The organism is Crateriforma spongiae (assembly GCF_012290005.1).
GTDB lineage: Bacteria > Planctomycetota > Planctomycetia > Pirellulales > Pirellulaceae > Crateriforma > Crateriforma spongiae.
Genome location: NZ_JAAXMS010000002.1, coordinates 1,065,582 through 1,087,597, shown reverse-complemented (window position 1 = coordinate 1,087,597; position 22,016 = coordinate 1,065,582). Strand labels below are relative to the sequence as shown.

At 52.7% G+C, this 22,016-nt stretch carries 21 protein-coding genes; 19 read left to right on the top strand and 2 right to left on the bottom strand.

Annotation, left to right across the window (positions count from 1 at the left end; genetic code table 11):
- Positions 1 to 96 precede the first annotated feature (96 nt).
- From HFP54_RS08045 to HFP54_RS08015, 7 genes are all read left to right on the top strand, one after another.
- Positions 97 to 1,611, top strand: coding sequence for a lipopolysaccharide biosynthesis protein (locus HFP54_RS08045; protein ID WP_168564678.1), 1,515 nt, complete (start codon positions 97 to 99; stop codon positions 1,609 to 1,611).
- Positions 1,608 to 2,606: a glycosyltransferase family 2 protein gene (locus HFP54_RS08040; RefSeq protein ID WP_168564677.1), complete on the top strand. Its 999-nt coding sequence runs from the start codon at positions 1,608 to 1,610 to the stop codon at positions 2,604 to 2,606. Before HFP54_RS08045 ends, HFP54_RS08040 begins: the two co-directional genes overlap by 4 nt.
- An 82-nt stretch (positions 2,607 to 2,688) precedes the next feature.
- Complete coding sequence (locus tag HFP54_RS08035) at positions 2,689 to 3,885, top strand: glycosyltransferase family 4 protein (RefSeq protein ID WP_168564676.1); 1,197 nt, start codon at positions 2,689 to 2,691, stop codon at positions 3,883 to 3,885.
- A 20-nt stretch (positions 3,886 to 3,905) separates the two neighbouring features.
- Positions 3,906 to 5,438 carry a hypothetical protein gene (locus tag HFP54_RS08030; RefSeq protein WP_168564675.1) on the top strand — a complete coding sequence of 511 codons (1,533 nt, stop codon included), beginning with the start codon at positions 3,906 to 3,908 and terminating at the stop codon, positions 5,436 to 5,438.
- Positions 5,435 to 6,457 (top strand): CgeB family protein, encoded by a 1,023-nt coding sequence (locus HFP54_RS08025; protein WP_168564674.1) that lies wholly within the window; start codon positions 5,435 to 5,437, stop codon positions 6,455 to 6,457. Before HFP54_RS08030 ends, HFP54_RS08025 begins: the two co-directional genes overlap by 4 nt.
- A 40-nt stretch (positions 6,458 to 6,497) precedes the next feature.
- Complete coding sequence (locus HFP54_RS08020; protein ID WP_168564673.1) at positions 6,498 to 7,667, top strand: glycosyltransferase family 4 protein; 1,170 nt, start codon at positions 6,498 to 6,500, stop codon at positions 7,665 to 7,667.
- Between the two features lie 4 nt (positions 7,668 to 7,671).
- The gene (locus HFP54_RS08015; RefSeq protein ID WP_168564672.1) at positions 7,672 to 8,835 is read left to right on the top strand and encodes a glycosyltransferase; all 1,164 of its coding nucleotides are present in this window, start codon (positions 7,672 to 7,674) and stop codon (positions 8,833 to 8,835) included.
- Between the two features lie 603 nt (positions 8,836 to 9,438).
- Here HFP54_RS08015 and HFP54_RS08010 read toward each other — a convergent pair.
- Positions 9,439 to 10,146 (bottom strand): IS3 family transposase, encoded by a 708-nt coding sequence (locus HFP54_RS08010; protein WP_315853860.1) that lies wholly within the window; start codon positions 10,144 to 10,146, stop codon positions 9,439 to 9,441.
- 50 nt (positions 10,147 to 10,196) lie between these two features.
- On the bottom strand, positions 10,197 to 10,481 hold the full coding sequence (locus HFP54_RS08005) for a transposase (RefSeq protein ID WP_168564671.1): 285 nt from the start codon (positions 10,479 to 10,481) through the stop codon (positions 10,197 to 10,199).
- Positions 10,482 to 10,630: 149 nt separating this feature from the next.
- Here HFP54_RS08005 and HFP54_RS08000 point away from each other — a divergent pair, with 149 nt between their 5' ends.
- From HFP54_RS08000 to HFP54_RS07955, 12 genes are all read left to right on the top strand, one after another.
- On the top strand, positions 10,631 to 11,770 hold the full coding sequence (locus HFP54_RS08000) for a glycosyltransferase family 4 protein (RefSeq protein ID WP_168564670.1): 1,140 nt from the start codon (positions 10,631 to 10,633) through the stop codon (positions 11,768 to 11,770).
- 56 nt (positions 11,771 to 11,826) lie between these two features.
- Complete coding sequence (locus tag HFP54_RS07995) at positions 11,827 to 12,546, top strand: FkbM family methyltransferase (RefSeq protein WP_168564669.1); 720 nt, start codon at positions 11,827 to 11,829, stop codon at positions 12,544 to 12,546.
- 156 nt (positions 12,547 to 12,702) lie between these two features.
- Positions 12,703 to 13,098, top strand: coding sequence for a transposase family protein (locus HFP54_RS25200; RefSeq protein WP_206036049.1), 396 nt, complete (start codon positions 12,703 to 12,705; stop codon positions 13,096 to 13,098).
- 43 nt (positions 13,099 to 13,141) lie between these two features.
- A complete protein-coding gene (locus HFP54_RS25195; RefSeq protein ID WP_206036048.1) occupies positions 13,142 to 13,669 on the top strand; it encodes a transposase in 528 nt (175 codons plus the stop codon).
- A gap of 28 nt (positions 13,670 to 13,697) precedes the next feature.
- The gene (locus HFP54_RS26345; RefSeq protein WP_390656835.1) at positions 13,698 to 13,919 is read left to right on the top strand and encodes a transposase; all 222 of its coding nucleotides are present in this window, start codon (positions 13,698 to 13,700) and stop codon (positions 13,917 to 13,919) included.
- A gap of 227 nt (positions 13,920 to 14,146) precedes the next feature.
- Complete coding sequence (locus tag HFP54_RS07985) at positions 14,147 to 15,151, top strand: NAD-dependent epimerase/dehydratase family protein (protein WP_168564668.1); 1,005 nt, start codon at positions 14,147 to 14,149, stop codon at positions 15,149 to 15,151.
- A 687-nt stretch (positions 15,152 to 15,838) separates the two neighbouring features.
- Positions 15,839 to 16,066 (top strand): hypothetical protein, encoded by a 228-nt coding sequence (locus HFP54_RS25185; protein ID WP_206036047.1) that lies wholly within the window; start codon positions 15,839 to 15,841, stop codon positions 16,064 to 16,066.
- A gap of 260 nt (positions 16,067 to 16,326) precedes the next feature.
- Positions 16,327 to 18,108 (top strand): WcaI family glycosyltransferase, encoded by a 1,782-nt coding sequence (locus HFP54_RS07975; RefSeq protein WP_315853862.1) that lies wholly within the window; start codon positions 16,327 to 16,329, stop codon positions 18,106 to 18,108.
- A gap of 87 nt (positions 18,109 to 18,195) precedes the next feature.
- Positions 18,196 to 18,891, top strand: a complete 696-nt coding sequence (locus HFP54_RS07970; protein ID WP_168564666.1) for a VanZ family protein — start codon at positions 18,196 to 18,198, stop codon at positions 18,889 to 18,891.
- A gap of 179 nt (positions 18,892 to 19,070) precedes the next feature.
- Positions 19,071 to 20,189: a S1 family peptidase gene (locus HFP54_RS07965; RefSeq protein WP_168564665.1), complete on the top strand. Its 1,119-nt coding sequence runs from the start codon at positions 19,071 to 19,073 to the stop codon at positions 20,187 to 20,189.
- 356 nt (positions 20,190 to 20,545) lie between these two features.
- Positions 20,546 to 21,283, top strand: a complete 738-nt coding sequence (locus HFP54_RS07960) for a PEP-CTERM sorting domain-containing protein (RefSeq protein ID WP_168564664.1) — start codon at positions 20,546 to 20,548, stop codon at positions 21,281 to 21,283.
- Positions 21,284 to 21,386: 103 nt separating this feature from the next.
- Positions 21,387 to 21,635, top strand: coding sequence for a hypothetical protein (locus HFP54_RS07955; RefSeq protein WP_206036046.1), 249 nt, complete (start codon positions 21,387 to 21,389; stop codon positions 21,633 to 21,635).
- Positions 21,636 to 22,016 lie beyond the last annotated feature (381 nt).

Below are 22,016 nucleotides of genomic sequence, written 5' to 3'. Positions count from 1 at the left end.
GAATCGATATCAAAGAATGCAACTGCTGTTAGGTGTGAATCAAGAATTGGGCGCGGGATCCTCATCCGCATGACAAGCTCGACGTCAACAAGACTATTGAAAGGCACGATTGCGACTTGGATTCGTTTGGGAGTCGGAATCGTCGCACAGGTGGTCGCAACGCCCGTTTATCTTACTTTTTGGAGCGCGGAAGACTACGGATTATGGATCGCGGTCATCGCCGCCGTTGCTCTACTTCAAATTCCAGGCCAGTGTTTTCAAGACTACGTTGGATTTGAACTATTGCAAACGGTTGGCCCCAAACCACGAAGGTTTGCAACGCAACTGCATTCAGGCGTTCGTATTGGAATGCTCTACACCTTGCTGGAGCTTTTGCTAGCGACACTGGTTGCTGCGGGCATCTATTCTTCGGGAAATTCGCTTGGTGTTGAGACAGACGACCGGGCTACAGCTTCCCTTGCTTTTCTTGCGCTAGCACTTGGAAGTGGCCTTATTCGAACTTGGGCCGGAATCTGGATCCGCGGAGCCTATGCGACGGGGAATTTTGCTCGAGCGACGTCATGGGGAGTTGTAGATGCACTTTTCAGGGTGCTCACTCCACTCATAGTGCTGCCCCTGGGAGCGAACGTAGTCACTGTTGCGTTGACGACGGCAGTCGTTGGCTTTTTGCTAATGCTGATCACTATCGCCGATTTACGTCGCAGAACAATTGACCAAATGAAGGCGAGATGGAGAGCTAGCTGGAAACTCGGCTTTTCAATGTTCTGGAACTCACAGGTGCTGACTTTCAAATCCGGCATCGAGATGATGCGCCAGCAGGGCATACGATTGATGATTGCCCCCGTAGTCGGGCCAGCGGAACTAACTGCGTTTGCAACGACTCGAACAGTAGCCAATGTTGCACAACAAGGATTGGGTACAATCACTAGTCCAATGATGCCAGAGCTAATGCGATTCGTAAGTTTAAGGGACCAACCGCGAACGGATGCAGCATTCGCGACTGTCTGGATCTTTGTCGTTGGTTTGATAGCCCCCGGGATTGTGCTAATGCAAGCAACGGTGGAGCCATTCTTCGAAATTTGGACTCGCGGAAAAGTTGCCTTTGACCCAACGCTTTTCGCACTGCTGTCAATCCCCGTCCTTGTCTACGCGTTAGTTCAGCCAGCAACAGCTGTGATACAGGGGAACAATCTTACAAAAGCACAAGCCCTAATTTCCTCGCTTTCAGGCGTCATTGCAATTCTTGGAACGTTTGTAATGCTTCCAATGACCGGGACGATTGGAGTCGGCTATGCCCTCATGCTTGCGGGTATCGCTGATGCAATCCTCAACCAACATGCCGCCAAGAGGTGGCTGACAAAAAATCAAATGCGCTGGCCAAGTTCACAATGGGCGTGTGTCCTCGCATCTGCAATCATTGCAATTCTCTCGCTCGCACTTATGGTTTACTTGCCCGAGGATAAACTGCTTGTCTCTCTAGTTGCATTGACGCTCATGAGCATCAACCTCGGAATTTTCGTGAATCGACTACCCAGGCTCTTGGTTGAGTGTCTGACACCGCGTCTTTCGACGTCAACTTTGGGGCGTCGGATTCTTGCATTATTCTGGTGATTTCAAAGCATATGGATAGCAAGCCGCAAATAACAATTGTGACGCCTGTCTGGAACGGGATGCCGTATATTCGCGAATGTGTAGAATCAGTCCTTGCGCAGGACTTCTCCGATTGGGAAATGATAATCAGCGACAATGGCTCGACGGATGGGACAAGACAGTATCTCTCTACACTCAGTGACAAACGGATACAAGTTTTCCTGCAGGATAGCAATCTCGGAATTTTTGGAAACCTGAATTTCGTGTTCAGCAAAGCAACGTGCCCATTCAGTCAAGTATTGTGTGCAGACGATTACTTCACCGATAGTGAGTCGCTGTCAAGAGTGGTGAAATATTGGGTGCGCCAACCAGATTCGGTACAGATATCGCGAGCCAATTTGGGGTCATCCACTGGAAGTTCCGGAACAGAGTATTTTCTAAAAGTCGCTCCCGCCTATATTACTCCGGAGATCAGTGACCTCATGTTTTTATTGTTTGGCTGCATCCCTGGTAATTTGTCAAACGTATCGTTGAGGACCACCATCGTGAAAGAACTCGGGGGATTTCGAGAAGATTTACCGTATGCAGGCGATTTTGAGTTCTGGAGTCGTGCTGGTCGCCAATGTGGCATTGCGATGGTGCGCGAGAATTTAACGGAAATTCGCCGCCATCCAGGTGTAGCTTCCAATTACCTAAACCGTCGTGGCGAACTATACAAACAGATTTTTGAAATACTTGACAGCCTTTACGATCACCTCCTTGCAGAGGATCCAACGTTTGCCACAAAAATCAGACTCGCTGCATGCATTATATATGATGCACCGTTTCGTTGGGCAAGTTTGCGGAACGATCCCTTGATAAGGCACGGTGTTTTGTCGGAACTTGAAAGGGCGCATGATGGTTCGAAGATCCGCGTGTCGAAATCATTAAGGTGGTTGGTTTTCTTTCTTTCACTCGGAGGTAGAATCGGTCGTGTCACGGTCGCCAAATCTATACTCAAGCAGTGCGGTCATTAAACTGACTAGTAGATTTAGAGTGAGCGTTTCCAACGCTACTCGGAGTTTTAAGGAGCGTGAGCATTGAGCGCAAGGTTTAAAAATGAAGGTTACCCAGATCTGCATTGGACGTTTTCATCACTTTCATCTGGCGAGACAATTTGAAAAGCACGGACTTCTGAGAGAAATTTGGACCGGCTATCCACGCCTAAAGCTTAAGGATGAAGGCGGAATTCCAAAAGCAAAAGTCCGAACATTTCCCTGGTTTCAAACGACCTACATGGCCCGAGGGCACGTAGGTCTCGACCGCTGGCAATCGATTAATGCCAATTGGGCTTGGTGGAGCCATGTTACTCTCGACCATCATGTGTCCAAGCATATCAAAGAACCGGGAGTGCTATTTGCTCTTTCAGGATCTGGCTTGAAATCGGGCCGAAAAATGAAGTCGATTGGTGGTAAGTTCATCTGTGACAGAGGATCTTCACACATCGGCTATCAGAATACCATTCTCCACGAAGAATACGCTCGATGGGGCCTGAATTTCGCTGGAGTTGACGCCAGGGTGATAGAGAAGGAGCAGCAGGAGTACTGCGAGGCAGACCTGATCACCGTTCCTTCCAGATTTGTTCAAAATTCATTTATTCAAATGGGAGTTCCAGCAGAGAAGATCAGGAAGGTCCCTTATGGTGCACGTTTGGATAGATTCACAAAGGCAGGGTCGCCGCCCTCTGATCGCTTCCGCGTTTTATGGGTCGGTTCCGTTTCAGTGCGCAAGGCATTCCTCGATGCGCTCGATGCTTTTCGGGCATTCAAGCATCCCAAAAAAGAGTTTGTGGTAATCGGTGCGGTTGAGCCACAAATGAAGCATTTGCTAAGAAAAAAATCGACTGCCGATGTGACATTCTTGGGGACAGTTCCCAACATTGAGCTCCCACGCTACTACAGTACATCTCACGTTTTCTTGCTATCAAGCATCGAGGAAGGGCTAGCAATGGTTCAAGGAGAGTCGCTTGCCTGCGGTTGCCCCATTGTCGCAACGGATCACACCGGTGCGAGTGATTTGTTTCATGATGGTAAGGAAGGCTTTATAGTGCCAATTCGCCGCCCCGATCTGATCGCAGGAAAGCTGCAGCAGCTAGCAGATAGCCCAGAGCTCCGCAGGTCGATGTCGAACGCGGCGATCGAGCGAGTTGCTAGGCTGGGTGGCTGGGATAAGTACGGTGATGAAATGGCGGATGTTGTCGGCGAGTTCAGCTCTGCCAATCCGCAATCAACCGCCAGTGACACAACGTCCTGCTGACCATGATAGCGAACCGACCCTTGAATCCCAGTGCAGCTATCGCTATCACTATTCCAGGCTGGGGCATCGCTTCTTTGGTGAATTCGTGCATCGTAAGTGATGTGGCGTCAACTGTTGGTGTCGTAGTCACATGCTCTTGGCTTTGGTCATGCGTTGGCAATTCATTCCAAATGATACGATTTGCAAGATGTGGTGCGATTGTGCTATGTTTCCTGCAAAATTTTGCCTGGCTCTTCACTTCGGTGAAGCATCACTTAGATAGTAGCCTAGATATCTCGGAAACATTGAACGAAACAATGTTTGGTGGCTTGGTGATCAGTGATTATGCTGCTGCCGTATTGTATTGTTCGATCTTCTGCTTTGCACTAGCCTTTTTCGGTTCACTGCGTTTCGTAAAGTCCTTGGAGCGAAAGCTCGATCAAGTCCTAGGTGCTCTGAAGCTTCTGTCAACCAAAAGTCTCCTCCCAGTTATCATCTCCCTTTTGATGGCAGAAGCCTTCTTGGTATCAACTGGCATTGTTGGGACGCGCACAATAAAAGTCGATGGCTTCGAAGACGGGGAAATGCCGGTTTGGTATTTTCTAGTCTCGTCCATGACGAGCCTGCAGTTGCTGCTAAACGGTTTGCTATTATGGAAAACAGTAGAAGCGAAGAATCGATCATCGCGACTGTTTCTGGGGGGCATTTTGGCATGTTCAATTCTTGTCGTTCTATTTTTGTATTTCAATCAGGGCCGGAGAGATTTAGCGTTTTGTGCATTCGCGCACTTTTGGTGGGCAGTCTACTTCTTTGGTAACCGGCCAGGGTTTATTAAGGCACTTGCAGCGGTGGCAATATGTCTGCCTCTTCTGTATTATTCGATGCTTTTCAATAACTTTATGCGAAGTGGGCACGCGGGCTTAGACAACTACCGCGTCAGTGCAATTGAGGCAATCCCAGGAGCACTCAAAAAGTTTGTGATGGATCCAGCGATGCGAGAACTGGAGCAAGAAAGAACAAGTAATAATCTTTCGAGCCGACCGCTTGTTGCGACGCCTTTGGCATACTGTATTAGGCTCCCCGCTGAAAAGAAGGCGTATCTGTTACACAAGGACTTGTTTCATTCATTTATCTGGAGCATTCCTGGCCCCTTGTTTCCTTGGAAGGAGAACTTTCCAAACCAGGAGGATCTACTGTACCAGTCGTTTGCGATTGGCGATAAAGATACAGCCGACTCTATAGTATTGAGTGCATACGCATCGTTTGGTTGGTTTGGTGTTATCACCCATAGTCTTTTCATTTCATCACTTATTGCCGGCACGGTGTTTGCCGTAATGTACACAAAAACGCCGCCAATAGGCACTGCATTGGTATGTGCCCCGATACTTCAACTTATTACAGTTGATTTGGCAGAGGAGAGCACAACAAGTTTTTTCAATTTCGCTAGGTCAGCGATCTTTTTTGTGGTAGTGCTATGGATGCTGGATGCGATTTTGAGACGTATGGGCAGGTCGAGCGCGAAACTTATTGCTATTAAGCAGAACTCTAGATTTGGGCCACGGTGTACCAGATGAAAGTTGTTTACGTAGGTAATTCATCTCCCTCTTCAACATCTTATCATCGTGCATGTGCGCTCGAACGACTTGGTCACGATGTGGTGATAGTTGACATGGACAAAATCGCTCTGCATGGAATAGGTTCGGCGATTACGTCGCGAGTTCACTATCGTACTGGTTACCGGTTTGTCCAAAAAAGGGTTCAACGGTGGTTAAAGAGCTTTTCGGAGCAGCAGCCTGATCTTGTTTGGGTCAACTCTGGAGAGCTTCTCGGGCGTGAATGTGTGAAGGTTTTAAGGCAATGGGGCTGCCCCGTTGTGCTGTATAACAATGACGATCCCACAGGCGGACGCGATGGACGGCGGTTTGATTCACTTCTTGCAGCGATTCCCGATTACGACCTTTGCGTTGTGTGTCGGGATGAGAATGTTTCGGAGTATGGTGCGCTTGGTGCAAAGAAGATTTTGCGGGTCTATATGAGCTACGACGAAGTTCAACATGCACCGCCTCCCGCCGACGGTTCGGTTGCATTTCAATCGGACGTTGCATTTATTGGAACTTGGATGCGAAACGAGGGGAGAGATCGTTTTCTGTGCAGTCTTATGGACAGCGGCTTTTCTGTTGCAATATGGGGGAATTCTTGGAGCAAGTCACCTGTTTTTCATCGTCTTTCGTGCGCTTTCCGAGGAAGTGCTTTGTATGGCAGTGATTATGTATCAGCCATACGCGGAGCTAAAGTCTGCCTCGGAATGCTGTCTAAAGGAAACCGGGACTTCCATACGCGTCGTTCCGTTGAAATTCCCTTTGCTGGCGGCCTTTTGTGTGCCGAACGAACCAGCGAACATACAGAGATGTTCCGTGAAGGGGAGGAAGCCATGTTTTGGAGTGATGCCGAGGAATGTAAAAGAGTATGCAAAACGCTGCTTTGCGACGACGCCAAGCGAGAGAAGATACGCGATGCTGGAATGCGTCGGGTGAGAGAGTTAAAAGTCGGAAACGAAGATATTTGTTCGCAAATTTTGAACGCGGTATTTTAGCCGCGAGCTGTTCAATATATAGAAACGAAACGAGTATACGATGACGCAGCTCTTGATTTTTGAAACTCATCCGATTCAATATCGGGCACCTGTCTACCAGGCGCTTTTCGATTTAGTTGGTGACCGATTTGAAGTGATTTACGCGAGCGATTTTTCGGTTCGCGGTGGGTATGATAGCGAATTTGGAAAAAGCGTTTCGTGGGATGTTCCCCTGCTTGACGGATACTCCAATCGCGTGCTCAGCAACGACGAGCCTGGCGGCATTCAGAAGTATTCAGGGCTATCCGGCAAAGGGGTTTCCGAGACAATCCAAAATGCTCGACCTGGAGCGATTTTGCTGCATTCGTTTGGGTACGAGTACTGCGTGAAAGCGTTTGCAGCTGCAAGGCTTCGTCGCATTCCCGTCTGGATCCGCATGGAAACACAAGATGAATCGAATAACCGAAGCCGACTGAAAGCACTGGGGCGTGCTGCGGTTTATCGCGGAATCTATTCTCAGATCAACCGTTTTTTCGTGATAGGAAATGCAAATCGCAAGCATTACCTTGCAAGCGGCGTCCCCGAATCAAAGTTGCGTGTCGCACGCTACTGTACACCCAATCCAACAGCGGATAAGTCATCTAGCGAAAAACAAGTTGCTCGCGACCAGTCCAGGGAAAAACTGCAGATCTCTCATGGGAAACATGTTATTGGATTTTCTGGAAAACTGATCCCGAAGAAGAATCCCGATATCATCCTCGATGCATGGTCTCGGTTACCGGCGCAGCTGAAAGAGAAAACGGAACTACTGTTTGTGGGATCAGGCGAGCTTGAAAGTGAACTTAGACAGCGCGCTATCGAAAGTGGGATTCCTGCCCACTTTGCTGGATTTATTAACCAGTCGAAACTAGCTGACTACTATTTGGCCATGGATTTATTGGTACTTCCGTCGCGAAAAATGGGTGAGACGTGGGGGCTGGTCGTCAACGAAGCGCTTGATTGTGGATGCAGCGTCGTCACATCCGATGCAGTCGGTTGCAGTCAGGACTTCGCTGGCCTTGAGCGTTTTCGCGTTTTCCCCGTCGGGGACGCAGGAGCGCTCTCGCGCTCGATCATAGAACTTGCGGCATTTGATCGCGATTTCGATTGGGCAGCGGAACAAATGGCTTCGTATAGTGTTGCAGAGGCTGCAAAATCGATAGCGTGCGAGATCGAGACGCTTGATAGATAGTCCAATGAAACTAGTTTTTGTTATTCACCCGCCGACACTCCCTTCGACCAGCATGCCTCGCTTTGCGAAAATGATTGGCGAAGGGATGCTTGAGCGTGGTCACGATGTTGAGTATTGGACTTCATCGAGGTTGTTCTCGAGGCTGCCAGTTGGTCATGGCGGTGTTCGTAAGTGGCTAGGATATGTGGATCAGTACTTGATCTATCCGCCCAAGCTTGCGAATCGAGTTTCCAAAGAGTCTAGCGAGACGCTATTTGTCGTTGCCGATCAAGCGTTAGGAATGTGGGTTCCGCGAATCGCTCATCGTACGCATGTGGTCCATTGCCACGACTTTCTTGCCTTGCGATCAGCGCTTGGTGAAATTCCAGAGAATCCAACAAGCTGGACTGGCAAGAGGTATCAAGCCCTCATTCGCGATGGTTTTTCCGCGGCTAGAAACTTTATTAGCGTTTCCTACCAAACTCAAACAGACCTACACCGTTTCTTGCCGAAGGCACCGCAGTTGTCAGAAGTCGTTCACAATGGACTGAACGGTAACTTTCGGGTTCTTGCAAAAAGCGAGGCCGAAGAATCGTTAACGCAACATCTCGAACCGGACGACAAAGATGGCTTCCTGCTGCATGTTGGCGGCAATCTCTGGTACAAGAATCGCGAAGGAGTCATTGAGCTCTACCGTGCTTGGTGCGAACGTGCCACCACCCCAATTCCATTGTGGATGGTCGGCGGAAAGCCGAATGAAGATCTTCGGCGATCTGCGACTGATATGCCGAATGGAGGATTGGTGCGTTTTGTCCATGGCCTTACAGACGAACAAGTAATCGCTGCCTACAACTTGGCCAGCGTCTTTCTTTTCCCAAGTCTCGAAGAGGGTTTTGGCTGGCCGATCGCCGAAGCGATGGCGTGTGGTACGCCTGTTATTACGACCAATACGGCGCCGATGACCGAAGTGGGCGGGAATGCGGCGATATATCTACCACGGTTCACTGGCAACCTATCTGCCTGGGCCTCTCACGCAGCATCAGTATTAGATCATACGGTAACCTCGTCTTGCGAAGATCGGCAGTTGAGGATTCAGCAAGGCTTTTCTCAGTCGAATAAGTTCTCTACTGACAAGGCACTTGATGCATACGAGGCAATTTATCAGAAGATCGGAGGGGCACCGCTTTAGGGTTCGAAAACGAACGAGATTTATGGCTCTAACTCAGGCAATAGATTGTTCTGGTGATCGCACCTTTGGAGTGATTCGCAATTCGTCCGGGTTTCCTCTTTCGGAGAATAGAAAATGAGCAGCTATGGCGAATTGAGTCAGCTGAATTCACTAATGCGTATTGCAGTTCTATCGCAGGGTCGAAGTCGTATGTGAAGTCTCATGAAGTCTTTCGTAGTCTGTTTCGTTCAAGTGAGGGTGTTGATCCACTCAAGCAGAGAGGTGCGGGACCGCTACCTCGGTCCTGGAGACCGACGAAAACCTATCTCCCTTCTTGATCGCAGGATGCTTCGAGTTAGTCACTCGCACAATGTGCAAAATGCTGTGGCATGGTTCGCCAGTTTTCTCCTATGCGAACTGCGTTGAAATTGACTGCGACAGGACAGGCATGGAGTGACCCCATTTTCGGGTACACGCTTATGAAGGAACGGGTTGGGTAGTTGATTCGGGTTTGGTGTACCGCTTCGACTTCGGTCGCTGCGCTCCCTGCGTCGAAGCGGAACACCGAGAGGCGAAGGCGGCCGGCGTAAGCCCATCGAGTGAACTGTGAGGCCGCCGATGGTTTTAGGTCTGCCTCCAGTGCTCAATGACCGCACGGGCTTCCTGCACGGTCGCAAACTCTTCACGGTTCAGGCATTCATCTCGGAAACGGCTGTTGAAGCTCTCAACAAAGCCGTTTTGCCAAGGGCTGCCAGAGTCGATGTAGGACTTGCCGACATTTATCGATTCCAAAAAGTCTCGGACACGCCGTGAGATGAACTCCGGCCCATTGTCGCTTCGGACGTATTTCGGAACGCCGCGAATCGCAATGAGATCGACCAACACTTCGACAAGATGGTCCCCTGTGATTTTTCGACTGACCTCCACTGCGACACACTCACGGGTGAACTCATCAAGCACAACGAGCATCTTCAGTGAGCGACCATTCGTTGTACGGTCAAAAATGAAGTCGACTGACCACGCGTGATCCTTTCGCTCGGCTTTGCGACGAACGATTCCACCCTCAGCAGAACCAAGCCGACGCATTTTTGCTGTCTTTTTTGGGACCTTTAGCCCCTCCTGACGCCAGAGGCGATAAACACGTTTCGCATTGACCTTCCAACCTTCACTTCGCAGCAGACGCGTGATTCGTCGGTAACCAAAGCGGGGGAACTCCGAGACAAGTTCCAGGATCCGCTTGATCAATGACGGCTCATCCTCCTTCGTTGATGGTTGGTATCGTTGGGGGCTCAAGGATTGATCCAATGTTCGACAAGCCCGACGCTGCGACACTTCGCAGGTCTTTTGAACGTAGTTGACTGCCTCGCGCCGCCGTGCCGGGCTCAGTAGTTTCCCTCCAAGGCCGTCTTCAAGATTCGCTTATCCAGCTCGGCTTCGGCGAGCATCTCCTTAAGTCGCTGATTCTCGACCTCGAGCTCCCGAAGACGCTTGGCTTCATCAGACTTCATGCCACCAAACTGCTTGTTCCACCGCTGCCATGTCGACTCGGTGATCTCAAGCCGCTGAAAAACCTCGGCTTCAGATTTGCCTGTCGCCAGCATGGGCTGGCCTTCTTGAAGTAGCTTCACAATCTGCTCATGTCTTCTTCGTTTTCGCTTCTTGGTCATCGAAAGTCTCCTTCTGAGAAATCTTCATAACGCGCGCATCAGGTTTTGGGGAGCATTCCAGGCATTCACGTCGTCGAAACAACGCGATGGCTCGGGGCGTAAGGTCATCGCCCCGGAAATCCCTCACCTACTAAATCCCGAGTTTTCAATTGAGCAAGGCTTCCGAAAGACTTCTGGTAATCGCCCCCATACCCGGCCCTAAGACTGGTCAGAGCCTGCTCTCTGATTTTATGGCGAACTTCTTCAGTGCGAACTTCCAAACTATCACAATTTCCATAGCCGGGCCGGGAACTTCGCTTCAGATGAATTCGTGGAAGCAACGATTTCTGAAAGGTTGCCGGCATTTTGGGGCCGCCTGCAAAGTTTTTTCAACCAAAAGGAGGCACAAGACAATTGTATACCTTGCTCTTGACGGTGGTTTTGGTTTGGTATACGCCGTTTTCCAAACGGCAGTTGCGAGCATATTACGCATCCCAATTGTCTATCATCATCACAGCTACAGTTATCTCACTAAACGTAGCTGCATGATATCGCTGCTTTGCCGTATTTCAAAACGCGAGAGTTTACATCTAGTTCATTGCCATAAAATGGCTGACAAGTTTACAGGCCTGTATGGGACCGGCCTCAAAACCTTTGTTCTTCCAGCAAGCGTGATGCTCGCATCGCAGACGAGCGGCATCGCGTGGCCCCCGCTAGAGACGACAGTTAACCCTGCAGGACGTCACCGCCGTTACTGTCGAGTCGGGCATATGAGCAATCTGATGTTCGACAAAGGCCTCGACTTAGTACTGGAAACTTTTGAGGAGCTCAGACTACGCGGCGCTGAAACGTCGATGTTGCTTGCGGGCCCATGCTTTGGCAAAGACGAATTTCTCCGTGTATCAGAGTTCTGCGACCAGTATTCAGATTCGACTGAATACCTTGGCCCTGTGTATGGCAAGGACAAAGAAACTTTCTTTCGAAACATTGACGTTTTTCTATTCCCCTCGACCTACGTAAATGAATCTTGGGGGATCGTGCTAAGTGAAGCCAAAACTTACGGTGTCCCCATTGTGGCGATTGACCAGGGATGCGTAGCCGCTGCAGTGGGCAACGTAGGTGGTCTAGTGTTGAAACGCGATTTGTGTTTCGCTCAGCTTGCGGCAGACCAGATTGAAGCATGGATGGAAGACGGGTGGGAAAAGACCCAAGCTGATGTGCTGGAAGAATCAGTAATAGAATCGCGTGACAATCAGGAAAGGCTCAGGGCTTTACTAATAGAACTGCGGGAAATGCTGGATGTCCGTTGAGTTTAGGAGTCCGTTGTTTTGTTTGATTCTTTTGGATGGAAGGTTGGACAGGTCTTATGCCGTTTTTATTGATGCGTCTCAGGAAATTAGCGAAATCCGTTTTTTGCCCAGCTTGCTGGCACGCACTGGCATTGGGCGTGACACCGACGATCGAGCATATCCCGCTAATTGAAGTGCTAGACGTTGACGGCATTATTGATGTCGGTGGGAATCGTGGTCAGTTCAGCCTGGCTTGTCAGTTGGCTAAGAAGGACATCCCGATCGTTGCTTTTGAACCGATTCCCTCAGAGGCTGAGACCTTTCGCAAAGTGCATGGCGCAAACGAGGACATTGTTTTAATTGAATCTGCCCTTGGCGAGACTGCTGGCGAGGCGACTCTGCACTTGAGCAACCGTGCTGATAGCTCGTCTCTGCTACCAATCGGCAAGCGACAAACCGAACTGTTTCCGAAGACCGTCGAAGTCGGCACGATCACAGTTTCAGTAAAACGCCTCGATGATTGTGCTGAGCTATGGAAAGGTCGCACCAGCCAACTTCTCAAGATCGATGTCCAAGGTTTTGAGCTGAGCGTCCTGAAGGGTGCTAGCGATTCCCTGAAGAATTGTAAGTACGTCTACGTGGAATGCTCCGAAGTGGCGTTATACGATGGACAGGCCCTAAGATCCGAGGTCAGCGAATTTTTGAAAACGCATAATTTCTCTGAACAAGGACGCTACAATCCCCAGTTCTCCAATGGTGAACTTGTCCAGGCTGACTATCTATATGTTCGCGTGTGAGGAAAGTAGCCTTTCGGTGAAGTGCATTTAACGCAGTGGTTTTGCTTGGGTGGATAGTTATTTTTCACTTCGACAAGGCGATCTGGTGGCAGCGAGTTCTGGGGCCATCCGGAAAGTCTCTGGGTTCAGTAGGATTCTTCGACGAAGAATATGCCGATGCAGGGAACAGAATTCTATAAACAGATTCTCGGTCACGAAGAATCGTGGTTCGTTGCGAACGTCAAGCTGGACATCGAATTCCAGCAAGTTGATGTGTTTTTCGAGCATGCCGAAAGCACTACCTTTGAGTTCCCCGAATGCGGAAAGCCGTGTGCAGTGTATTTCCACACCGGGACGTGTCGTTGGAGACATCTGGACACAATGCAATTCCGGACAATCCTGCACGCCCAACCCCTCGCGAAAAATGCTCCGAATACGGAGTCAAGCACCTCGCTTGCCATGGACAGAGAAAAACAGTCGATTCACGATCAATGGCCTTTTGGCAAGCCAGAACGTCAAGGGCCCGCAGAGCATCCTGCGAACGAGTTGAGACGAAACATGGCACATCCATGAAGAGGCGGTCGCTCGTGGCAGGGCACGTAAGACTCGAGAGCCGATGCAAGGGATCGCGATCGACGAGAAAACACTCGGCAAAGGACCGAACTACACTACACTGATCGATGATCTCGACCGCAGTACTGTCGAGGCAATCTCCGGTGGAATTGACACCGCAAGCGAAAACGCCTGTTTTTCTCTGCTTTCTCCACAGCAACGAGAATCGGTAGAGGCGATCGCGATGAACATGAGTGCGGCCATTGTCAAAAGTGCCAAGCAGCATATTTCTCTGGCCAAGACCAAGATCGTTCACAATCGCTTCCATGCCATGAAGTTGGTAGGTGAATCAGGCGGCAAGGTTCGCCGGGGCGAACACCGACCATTAAAACAAGAGGGTGACGGTCGCTTGATCGGCACTCGCTATCTTTGGCTGACCAACCAGGAGAATCTGACCGAGGACCAAAAAGCACGGTTTGGTTTGGTCTACAAGCAGGAGCTCGAGGCTGGCAAGGCTTGGGCATGCATATTAATTGCTTCACGACCTTCGATACCACTGAGACGCCGGAACCGCAACAGAGTTTTTCCATGATTGTTATCGTCGCGTCATTCGCAAGAGTTTGGATCAGCTAAAGAACGTTTCCCGAATAATAAAGGAGCGATTAGCCAACGTGATGAGCTACTTCAGGTACGAAATCACCAACGCCGTCGTCGAAGGGATCAGCAGCAAGATCATGTCGATCAAACGCCGTGTTGGCGTTGCCGCAATCGTGAGAATTTCAAAACGGCAATCGATTTCTACTGTGGCGGACTCGATCTCTATCAACAATAGCCCGGGATGAACCTAAGAATCTTTGGCATCTACGAGAGCGCCATAGCGTTGAGTGGAGTGAAATTGTGTAATAAAGAGTTGTTTGTTCGCAAGCTTGACGCACTATTTGGCCCGCAACTTTCATTCGAGATCCAACTCACTTGACGCAGTGGGTTTGCATTTCATGCTGGGGAGTCGCCTTTTGACGAGGCTACATTCCTTCCCCTGGTTTCACGTTTTCGACCGAAAAGGATAGCTATGGATCAGGCAGAATCGTGTGGAGTGGTCTTGGTTGCTGGATGTGCTGGATTCATTGGTTCCAGGGTTGTTTGTCGACTGCTGGATCGAGGCGTTCCAGTCGTGGGTGTTGACAATCTAAACGACTACTACGACGTCTCACTGAAGTTTCATCGTTTGCAATCATTGCGCGAACGAGAAGGCTTTCATTTTCACTCAGTTGATATTTCTGATCGCATTGAACTTGCGTCCGTTTTCCAGCGATGGAAGTTCGGCTGCATTTTGAATCTTGCCGCAAGGGCTGGCGTACGCTACAGCATGGAAAATCCGTATGTCTATATGGCGACCAATGCTCAAGGTAGTTTGAATCTGCTCGAGGAGGCTCGTGCCCACGGGGTGGAAAAGTACGTTTTGGCCTCCACGTCATCGCTGTACGCAGGGCAGCCGATGCCGTTCGTTGAGTCGCTGGCAGTGAACACGCCAATATCGCCATACGCGGCCACCAAGAAGGCCGCCGAGGCAATGGCATTTTCTTATCATCACCTGTACGGCGTTGATGTATCAATAGTCCGCTACTTTACGGTCTATGGTCCGGCGGGTCGGCCCGACATGAGCTATTTTCGATTCATCCATAGCATCTCGAATGGACTTCCTATTACCGTTTACGGCGATGGGGAACAGTCGCGAGACTTCACCTATGTGGATGACATCGCTGCCGGGACAGTTTTGGCATCCAAGCGGCTCGGATATGAAATCATCAATCTTGGCGGCGGAAATCAGCCCTATTCAATCAACGATGTCATTCGCCGGCTTGAAGACATCATAGGCAAGAAGGCCATCGTGAACTACACTCCGGCCCATGTTGCCGATATGAATTCTACCTGGGCGAATATCGACAAGGCAAAAGCATTGCTTGGGTGGCAACCAGGGATCGGTCTTGGTGAAGGATTGGAAAGATGTGTCGATTGGTACCGAAATAACGAGAATTGGCTAAGTACGTTGCCTGGTATTTGCGATACAGCTTGAGGAGGTGTGCTTTCGGCGATTTGAAAGCAGGATGTGTTTTTGTTGATGCTTTTCGGTATGGTCGTAGACGTTTTTGTGTTGTGCATGTTTCTTCGGTGATACAAAAATTGCCAGAATCGCATTCTTCAAGAGGCACATCGGTGCTATAAGTGTTTGTGCTTGGGTTTGTGTATTGCAATCCGGAGTGTTTTATGGGCGGTCTCAAAAATTCCCGTTCCCAAATTGATCCACTGCGCTGAATTTTGGGTCGTGCGATTGGCGTGCGTTGGTGTTCAATTTCACTTTTGGCAAAACCGATCCTAGAGTCTGATTGTTGTAGAAAATAGATTTCTCAACGCGTAGCCAATGAATCGCGTGAGTATTGCACGGGTATGATCTGATCTGGTCAATATTGTCAATCGGAGTTGCTCTGTGCAGATCAAGTCGTAATCGGGCGAGCGGTGGCGAAACGCGCTGTGGAGACCTAGCTGCTTTTTGCCCGTAATGTAAGTGCCGGCACTTATGCCAGAGAATAGTCGCTAGCGATAAGAATCTAGGCAGGTCGGGATGGAGCCGTTAGTGCGAAGATCGCGTCGATACAAGCAGCTTTCAAACGCTTCGTGAAAGAGAAGATCTACAACCGGATCCCGTTCACGATCAGTTCGACGGCGTATTTTCTGTACCGCTACATCTTTACAATTGGGGTTCTTGGACGGGCGCTCGGGACTGGTGTACCACTTCTTGCAAGGCTATTGGTACCGATTCCTTGTCGGAGCCAAGGTCATGGAGCTTGAGAAGGCGATCGACGGCATGACCGACAAACAAGAAATCTGTCAGGAACTGTCGCGACGCACCGGGCTGCAACTGACGCCGCCCGAGAGCAAACCGGAATCAGTATCTGAGTCGCCCGTCGCGAGTGCAGAAACAACAAAGTAGCGGTTATGAGGGTTGGCCGTTTTGGCTGGCCATATTTTGCCGTCTTTTTGATTGCATTGGTGTGCGAATTTTGCACACTGGACTCGCTGATCTTCGCGACGCGCCGACCGCAATCACTCGATCCTGCCTTCCATGAGATTTGACGCAACCTTCGTCGCCTTGCCCGCCAGTCCCACAACTCGGATCGCAACGTGAAAATACTACTTCACGGCTTGAATTTTGCGCCGGAGGAATTAGGCATCGGAAAATACTCCGGTGAAATGATGCGGTGGATGGCCGAACAGGGGCACCAGTGCGAGGTGGTGACCACGCCGCCTTATTATCCTCAGTGGAAGATCGGTGAGGGGTATTTTGGGGGGAGATATTGTTCCGAGTGGCTGGAGGCGAGTGGTGAGAAGGTAGGGGCCGGTGATGGGGGGGCGGTGGATGAGGGTGGGCCCTCCCCTCGCTCCGCTCGACCCTCCCAGGGGGAGGGTGAAGTGGAAATTGGGGGCGCGGCTCGACCCTCCCGGAGAGACGAAGAAGTGGATGGTGGGCCCTCCCCTCGCTTCGCTCGACCCTCCCAGAGGGAGGGTGAAGTAGAAATTGGGGGCTCGGCTCGACCCTCCCAGAGAGACGAAGAAGTGGATGGTAGGCCCTCCCCTCGCTCCGCTCGACCCTCCCAGAGGGAGGGTGAAGTGGGAATTGGGGCTGAGCCGATCCGGGTTATTCGGTGTCCGTTGTGGGTGCCGGGTAAGGTCAGCGGACTGAAACGGATCATTCACCTGGCTTCGTTCGGTTTGTCCAGCGTCCCCGTGATGCTGTGGAAAGCCGTCACGTTCCGCCCCGATGTGATCCTGACCGTCGAACCGGCCGCGATGTGCATGCCCACCACTTGGCTGGCCGCCCGCCTGTGCGGGGCCAAGGCTTGGCTTCACGTCCAGGATTTCGAGGTCGATGCGGCCTTTGAACTGGGCATCTTGAAACAGCCGTTGTTGAAGCGAATGGTTCTGGCCGCCGAAGCGTTTTTGATGAGACGCTTTGACCGCGTCAGCAGTATTTCCCCCAACATGCAAGCCAAATTGGCCGAAAAAGGGGTCCACCCCAATCGCATCGCCGGGCTGCCCAACTGGGTCGACTGTGACATGATCCGCCCGCTGGATGCTGTCGGTGGAAACGGGACCAAGCCCGGGGAACCACCGGCCAGTGATCCGGCGGCCGAATCGGACACGGTGTCGCGGCGGATCGATGGTCCACACTTCACCGCCGACGGCAGCGCGGAACCCAAGGTGACGGTGGACGCCGCAGCAGCCGATGGGATCGATCGACGATCGCTGAGGCAACGTTTCGGCATTCCCGCCGATCGATTCGTCGCACTGTATGCCGGAAACATCGGGGCCAAGCAGGGACTTGAAATCATCGTCGATGCCGCCAAAGCGTTGGCGGAGAGACCGGGTGACGGGGATGCAGGTCGCGGGGAAGCAGGCCAGGTTCCGGTTCATTTGGTGATTTGCGGGACCGGTGCGGCGGTGGACGATTTGCGGGCGCGTGCCCAGGGTGTGCCGGGATTACAGTTGTTGCCGCCCCAGCCCTGGCAGCACTTCAACGAGCTGATGAATTGTGCCGATTTGCATTTGTTGCCGCAAAAGGCCGGTGCCGCGGACTTGGTGATGCCATCGAAGTTGACCGGGATGCTGGCCAGCGGCCGGCCCGTGGTCGCCTGTGCCGATCCGGGAACCCAGATCGCCGACGTGGTCCAGGGCCGCGGGGTCGTGGTCCCGGCGGGCGACACCGCCGGGTTCACCGCCGCGATTCGGATGCTGGCCGATGACCCTGTGTTGTGCGGGGAATTGGGCCGGGCGGCGCGGAGGTTTGCCGTGGACCATCTGGGCCGTGATGCCATTTTGCGGCGATTCGAATCCGCACTTTTCGATTTGCTGGGTCCGTCCGAATTGCCGCAACGGGCCGATTCGGTTCCGGCACCGTTGGGATCCACAACCGGGGCGCATGCCGGCGAGATCGCCCAGGCGGCGGAGCTTCGTCGGTCGGCCACGCCCCAATGATTGCCATCGCGGGTCCAGCGAACGGCAGACTTGAAATGATGGTGACTGTCGCCCCGGCGGCGAATGATGCGGCGTCCGATACCGTCAGTGACTGACTCTTTCCCGGCAAAGTCGCCGGTGAACGGTTCGTCGACGACGCAGACGATGGCGACCGACGCCGCGGCACCGGATCCGAATCCTGGTGCGGATCATTCTGGGTCGAACGCTTCGACCAACCCCACCGCTGTGGCGGGCACCGACGTGGGTTCCGAACCGTCGCGTCTGCCACGCGTTGCCGCATCGCGGGACGACGCGCCGGCCGCAGTGGAGGATGGCAACCTAGCGATGCGTTCGCCGCGGGCGATCGGATCGGACTCGTCGGCAGGTCGCGTGGTGTTCACTTGGCGGGACACTTTCGTTGTCCTCTGGTCGTCGGCCGCGTTTCTGTTGGCGTGCTATTCACTGCTAAAGCCATCGACCACGGCGGCGGATTTGCCGCTGATCGACGGTGCGCTGGCTCGCTGGCTGGACGAAAACTATGACTTTCGGACGGCGGTGATGGCGGGGTTGATTGTGTCGGGGCCGGCACTGGTCTGGGCGGGGCCGGTGTTCCGGGGTCGCCGATTGGCATTTCTGGTGGCCACGGCGGTGATTTTGGTGTCGCTGGAGTTTGCGCAGCGATGGATCCCCAGCCGCGGGTTCGGGTGGGCGGACGTGGTGTACACCTTGGCCGGAATCATCGTGGTCGAAACGGTCGTCCAGGCCACCCAGAGGGTCAGGGAGTGGCTAGTGGTCAGTGGCTAGTGGCCGGACTATGCGGGTTTTGCCGAAACCGCCCGGTTTGCGGGTTTCCAAACGTCGGGTTTGGCTGGTATTTGTGGGTGGAAAGGTGGCGGGCGGCGTTATGATGGAGACTGACCGCCACGCCTGACCGCCGACTGTCTTTGGGGTCGGTACTTTTCTGCCCGTACCTTCTGTGGGTTATGCCGACCAAACGCGTTCTGATCACCGTTTTTTGTGTCGTCTTGGTCGTGCTGCAGTGCGGCTATTTGGTGCTTGTCCGTCAGGACGGCACCTTGGACGAAGACAAGTTGCCGGAATGGTCACGTTCGATCGTCGAACCGATCAACGAATCGTTGGTGGACGAATCGGCCGCTTCGCTGGCCGAAGCATCTCGCGGCCCGGGTGGTGTCGTTACCGGTGACAATACCGGCAACGATGCAACGGTTGACATGACGGACGTGGCGACGATGGCCGGCGATCAAGCGGTCACCGCGGGGGCCGAAGGCGGGTCGATTTCACAGGCTGAAATGGAATCGGCGACAACCGAACCTTCCTCCGATGCATCGGATTCCAGTGAATCCGGCGAATCGGCGGGTCCGGCGGCGGATGATTCCGCCATCGACTCGACCGTGGGGCAAGTGCTTGCACCCGTCCGCCGTGCTGTCTTTGCTTCGGTGCGGGTGACCGATGACGCCACCGGAATCGTTGGTTGCGGATCGGTGGTTGCGATCGATGCCGGCGGCTTTGACGTACTGACTGCTGCCCATGTGCTGCGTGGGATGGTGTCGGCCCAGGTCGAATTTTTGGATCCCGGATCGGTGGCCGATCCGTATTCCAGTTCTGGGGAACCTGCGGGCGTGATTCGGCGTTGCCGCCAAGTTCGTTCGGTCGCTGTCGACGATACTCTGGACCTTGCACTATTGCGTGTGACTTCGGCGTTTCGTCCCGAGTTCAGTCTATCGTTGCCCAATACCAATCGTGCGGAACGAATCGCCGCATCGGTTCGATCGCGTGGCGGCGTGGATGCGTTTCGGGCCGGTTGGATGTCCGCCGATCGTCCCGAAACGTCGGCGGTGCGGATTGTCGGCACCAAACGCGCGAAGCGCCGTCGCAGTGACGTCCCGGTCAATTACTTTGCCGTCGATGTCCCCACCATCAAAGGGGATTCGGGTGCGGGGCTTTTCGATGGCGACGGGGTGTTGCTGGGTGTGGCCAGCGGGAACAGTTTGGGACGCGGATATTTCTGTGACGCCTCGGAAATTCTGCGATTTTTGGCGGAATTTTCTGGCGATGACGCGTCCGCAAACACTGGCAATTAGACGGCCGCTGTGGCCCCATGATGCGTCACTGCGCAACCGTCTTTCGATGACCGTCCGGGTGGACAGTATTGATCCCCCCAAAGTACGCCGAGTTTTCCGGGTGGCGAAACATTGCCGTCGGTATGGGTCGCAACTAATCTGCGGAGGGTCGCATGTGCACCTCCAGCGAAGTGCTTTTCGGCCTCCCTAAAGCTTGCCGACGGCGTGCTGAATTGAGGGGGGGGCGGGCATCTGGAGCGTTCCAGCATCCGCGGAAACATCGGAAGGTCCGTGTTTTCGCTAATTTTATTGATCACTGTTTGCTGTGAAGAGAGAATATTCGAATGAAAAGTGGCTCTACCCGATCGATGCGGATCATGGGACGATCCCTGTTTGGTCTTGTCGCTGTGTTCTTGATGACGCAGCCAGTGTCGGCGGAGGTCTTTACCCAAATCGCCGATCCGTTCGCCCCGGTCGTCTATCCCGTCACCGGCGATGAGGTTGGCTTTTCCCAATTTGATCCGGCGGCCGATCCGCTGTTGGGCGAAGAAGACAATTTCGCGACCATTTACGACAATTTTTCCTTTGCGTCGAATGTGTTTGCCACCAACTTCAGTTGGGTCGGGGCTTACGAGTTGCCGACGACCGGTATGACGCCGTCGCCGATGGCCAACTTCTTTACTGTCAATGTGTACACCGGCGTGACGGCGACCCCCGGATCGGGAAGCCTAGTGGATTCGTTCAGCGTCGGATTGGCCAATGAGACTCAGATCGGTGCGACGGATTATTACACCTACTCCGCGGATATCGCCCCACTCTCGCTGACCGGCGGAACGGAATACTTCTTCTCGGTGGTCGCCGACCTTGAGTTCACCGACAACGGCTGGGGTGTTGCGTACAGCACCGCTGGTGAGTCCGATGGTGCAGCGTTCCAGGACATCCAAGAAGTCGCATTTGGGCCAATTGTTCGATATGCCGAGACGACCGATTTTGCATTCTCCGTCACCGCGGTTCCCGAGCCGTCGTCGATTTTCGCTTTGACGTCGCTGGGTTTGGTTGCCGGAAACGTGGTTCGCCGTCGTCGTTTGCGAAAGGTCGGATCGCAAAAAGTGTGACGAATTTCCGGGATGGTGCTTGCCTCCCCCACAGTTTGTTGCGTAAGATTCCGATAAACCGAACTAGATCTGATTTTCAATGCCCCATCGCCTGGGATTCATCATGAACAACCAACTTCGTCGCATTGCCGCAGGCGTGTTTTCGCTCGGCCTGGTCGCGGCCTTGGGTTTGACCGTGGCGTTGCCCGCCGGTGCACCCGTTGATGCCATTGCTGACGACGCGGTGACGACCACTCAGGTGGCCAGTACCGATGCGGAAACGCTCAGTGACTGGGAATTCACCCGTGCTCGTCGTTTCTCCCGATGCCGATTTGATCGCTCGTTCACGCCCTCCCGATCGTTCTCGCCCTGAATCAGGGGCTGATCGTTTGTAGGCGGGTCTTTTTAGCCGCAGGTCGAATTTAGACCGGTCGAACGTTCCCCGTTCGCGACCGAGAAATCGTATTCAACGAAGGCGATGGTGTTCCCACCATCGCCTTTTTTCGTGCGCCGATGATATGTCGTTCGTGGTCGTGCGGCCATCACGGGCAAGGATGCCGATCGGTCCGTAGCGGTTTTGAGTGTTGGATCGGCGAAACCGTCGCACGCCCCAATTCTTAGCGGCTTCACAGACGATCTGTTCGGATGGGCCAATGCGGTGTGATTACTGTGCGTGTGGTTACTGTGCATTGGGTCCTGCGGTCCCGGCCGGAATTGATCGCGTAGTGATAGGTGTGCGCGTGTCCGTGTCGAC

Bases quoted from the DNA above. Each gene is read 5' to 3' on its own strand.
- HFP54_RS08015 (WP_168564672.1), top strand. From the start codon at position 7,672: ATGAAACTAGTTTTTGTTATTCACCCGCCGACACTCCCTTCGACCAGC.
- HFP54_RS25200 (WP_206036049.1), top strand. From the start codon at position 12,703: ATGCAGGGAACAGAATTCTATAAACAGATTCTCGGTCACGAAGAATCG.
- HFP54_RS08020 (WP_168564673.1), top strand. From the start codon at position 6,498: ATGACGCAGCTCTTGATTTTTGAAACTCATCCGATTCAATATCGGGCA.
- HFP54_RS25195 (WP_206036048.1), top strand. From the start codon at position 13,142: ATGCAAGGGATCGCGATCGACGAGAAAACACTCGGCAAAGGACCGAAC.
- HFP54_RS08005 (WP_168564671.1), bottom strand. From the start codon at position 10,481: ATGACCAAGAAGCGAAAACGAAGAAGACATGAGCAGATTGTGAAGCTA.
- HFP54_RS07965 (WP_168564665.1), top strand. From the start codon at position 19,071: ATGCCGACCAAACGCGTTCTGATCACCGTTTTTTGTGTCGTCTTGGTC.
- HFP54_RS08025 (WP_168564674.1), top strand. From the start codon at position 5,435: ATGAAAGTTGTTTACGTAGGTAATTCATCTCCCTCTTCAACATCTTAT.
- HFP54_RS07960 (WP_168564664.1), top strand. From the start codon at position 20,546: ATGGGACGATCCCTGTTTGGTCTTGTCGCTGTGTTCTTGATGACGCAG.
- HFP54_RS07995 (WP_168564669.1), top strand. From the start codon at position 11,827: ATGCCGTTTTTATTGATGCGTCTCAGGAAATTAGCGAAATCCGTTTTT.
- HFP54_RS08035 (WP_168564676.1), top strand. From the start codon at position 2,689: ATGAAGGTTACCCAGATCTGCATTGGACGTTTTCATCACTTTCATCTG.
- HFP54_RS07985 (WP_168564668.1), top strand. From the start codon at position 14,147: ATGGATCAGGCAGAATCGTGTGGAGTGGTCTTGGTTGCTGGATGTGCT.
- HFP54_RS07955 (WP_206036046.1), top strand. From the start codon at position 21,387: ATGAACAACCAACTTCGTCGCATTGCCGCAGGCGTGTTTTCGCTCGGC.
- HFP54_RS07975 (WP_315853862.1), top strand. From the start codon at position 16,327: ATGATGCGGTGGATGGCCGAACAGGGGCACCAGTGCGAGGTGGTGACC.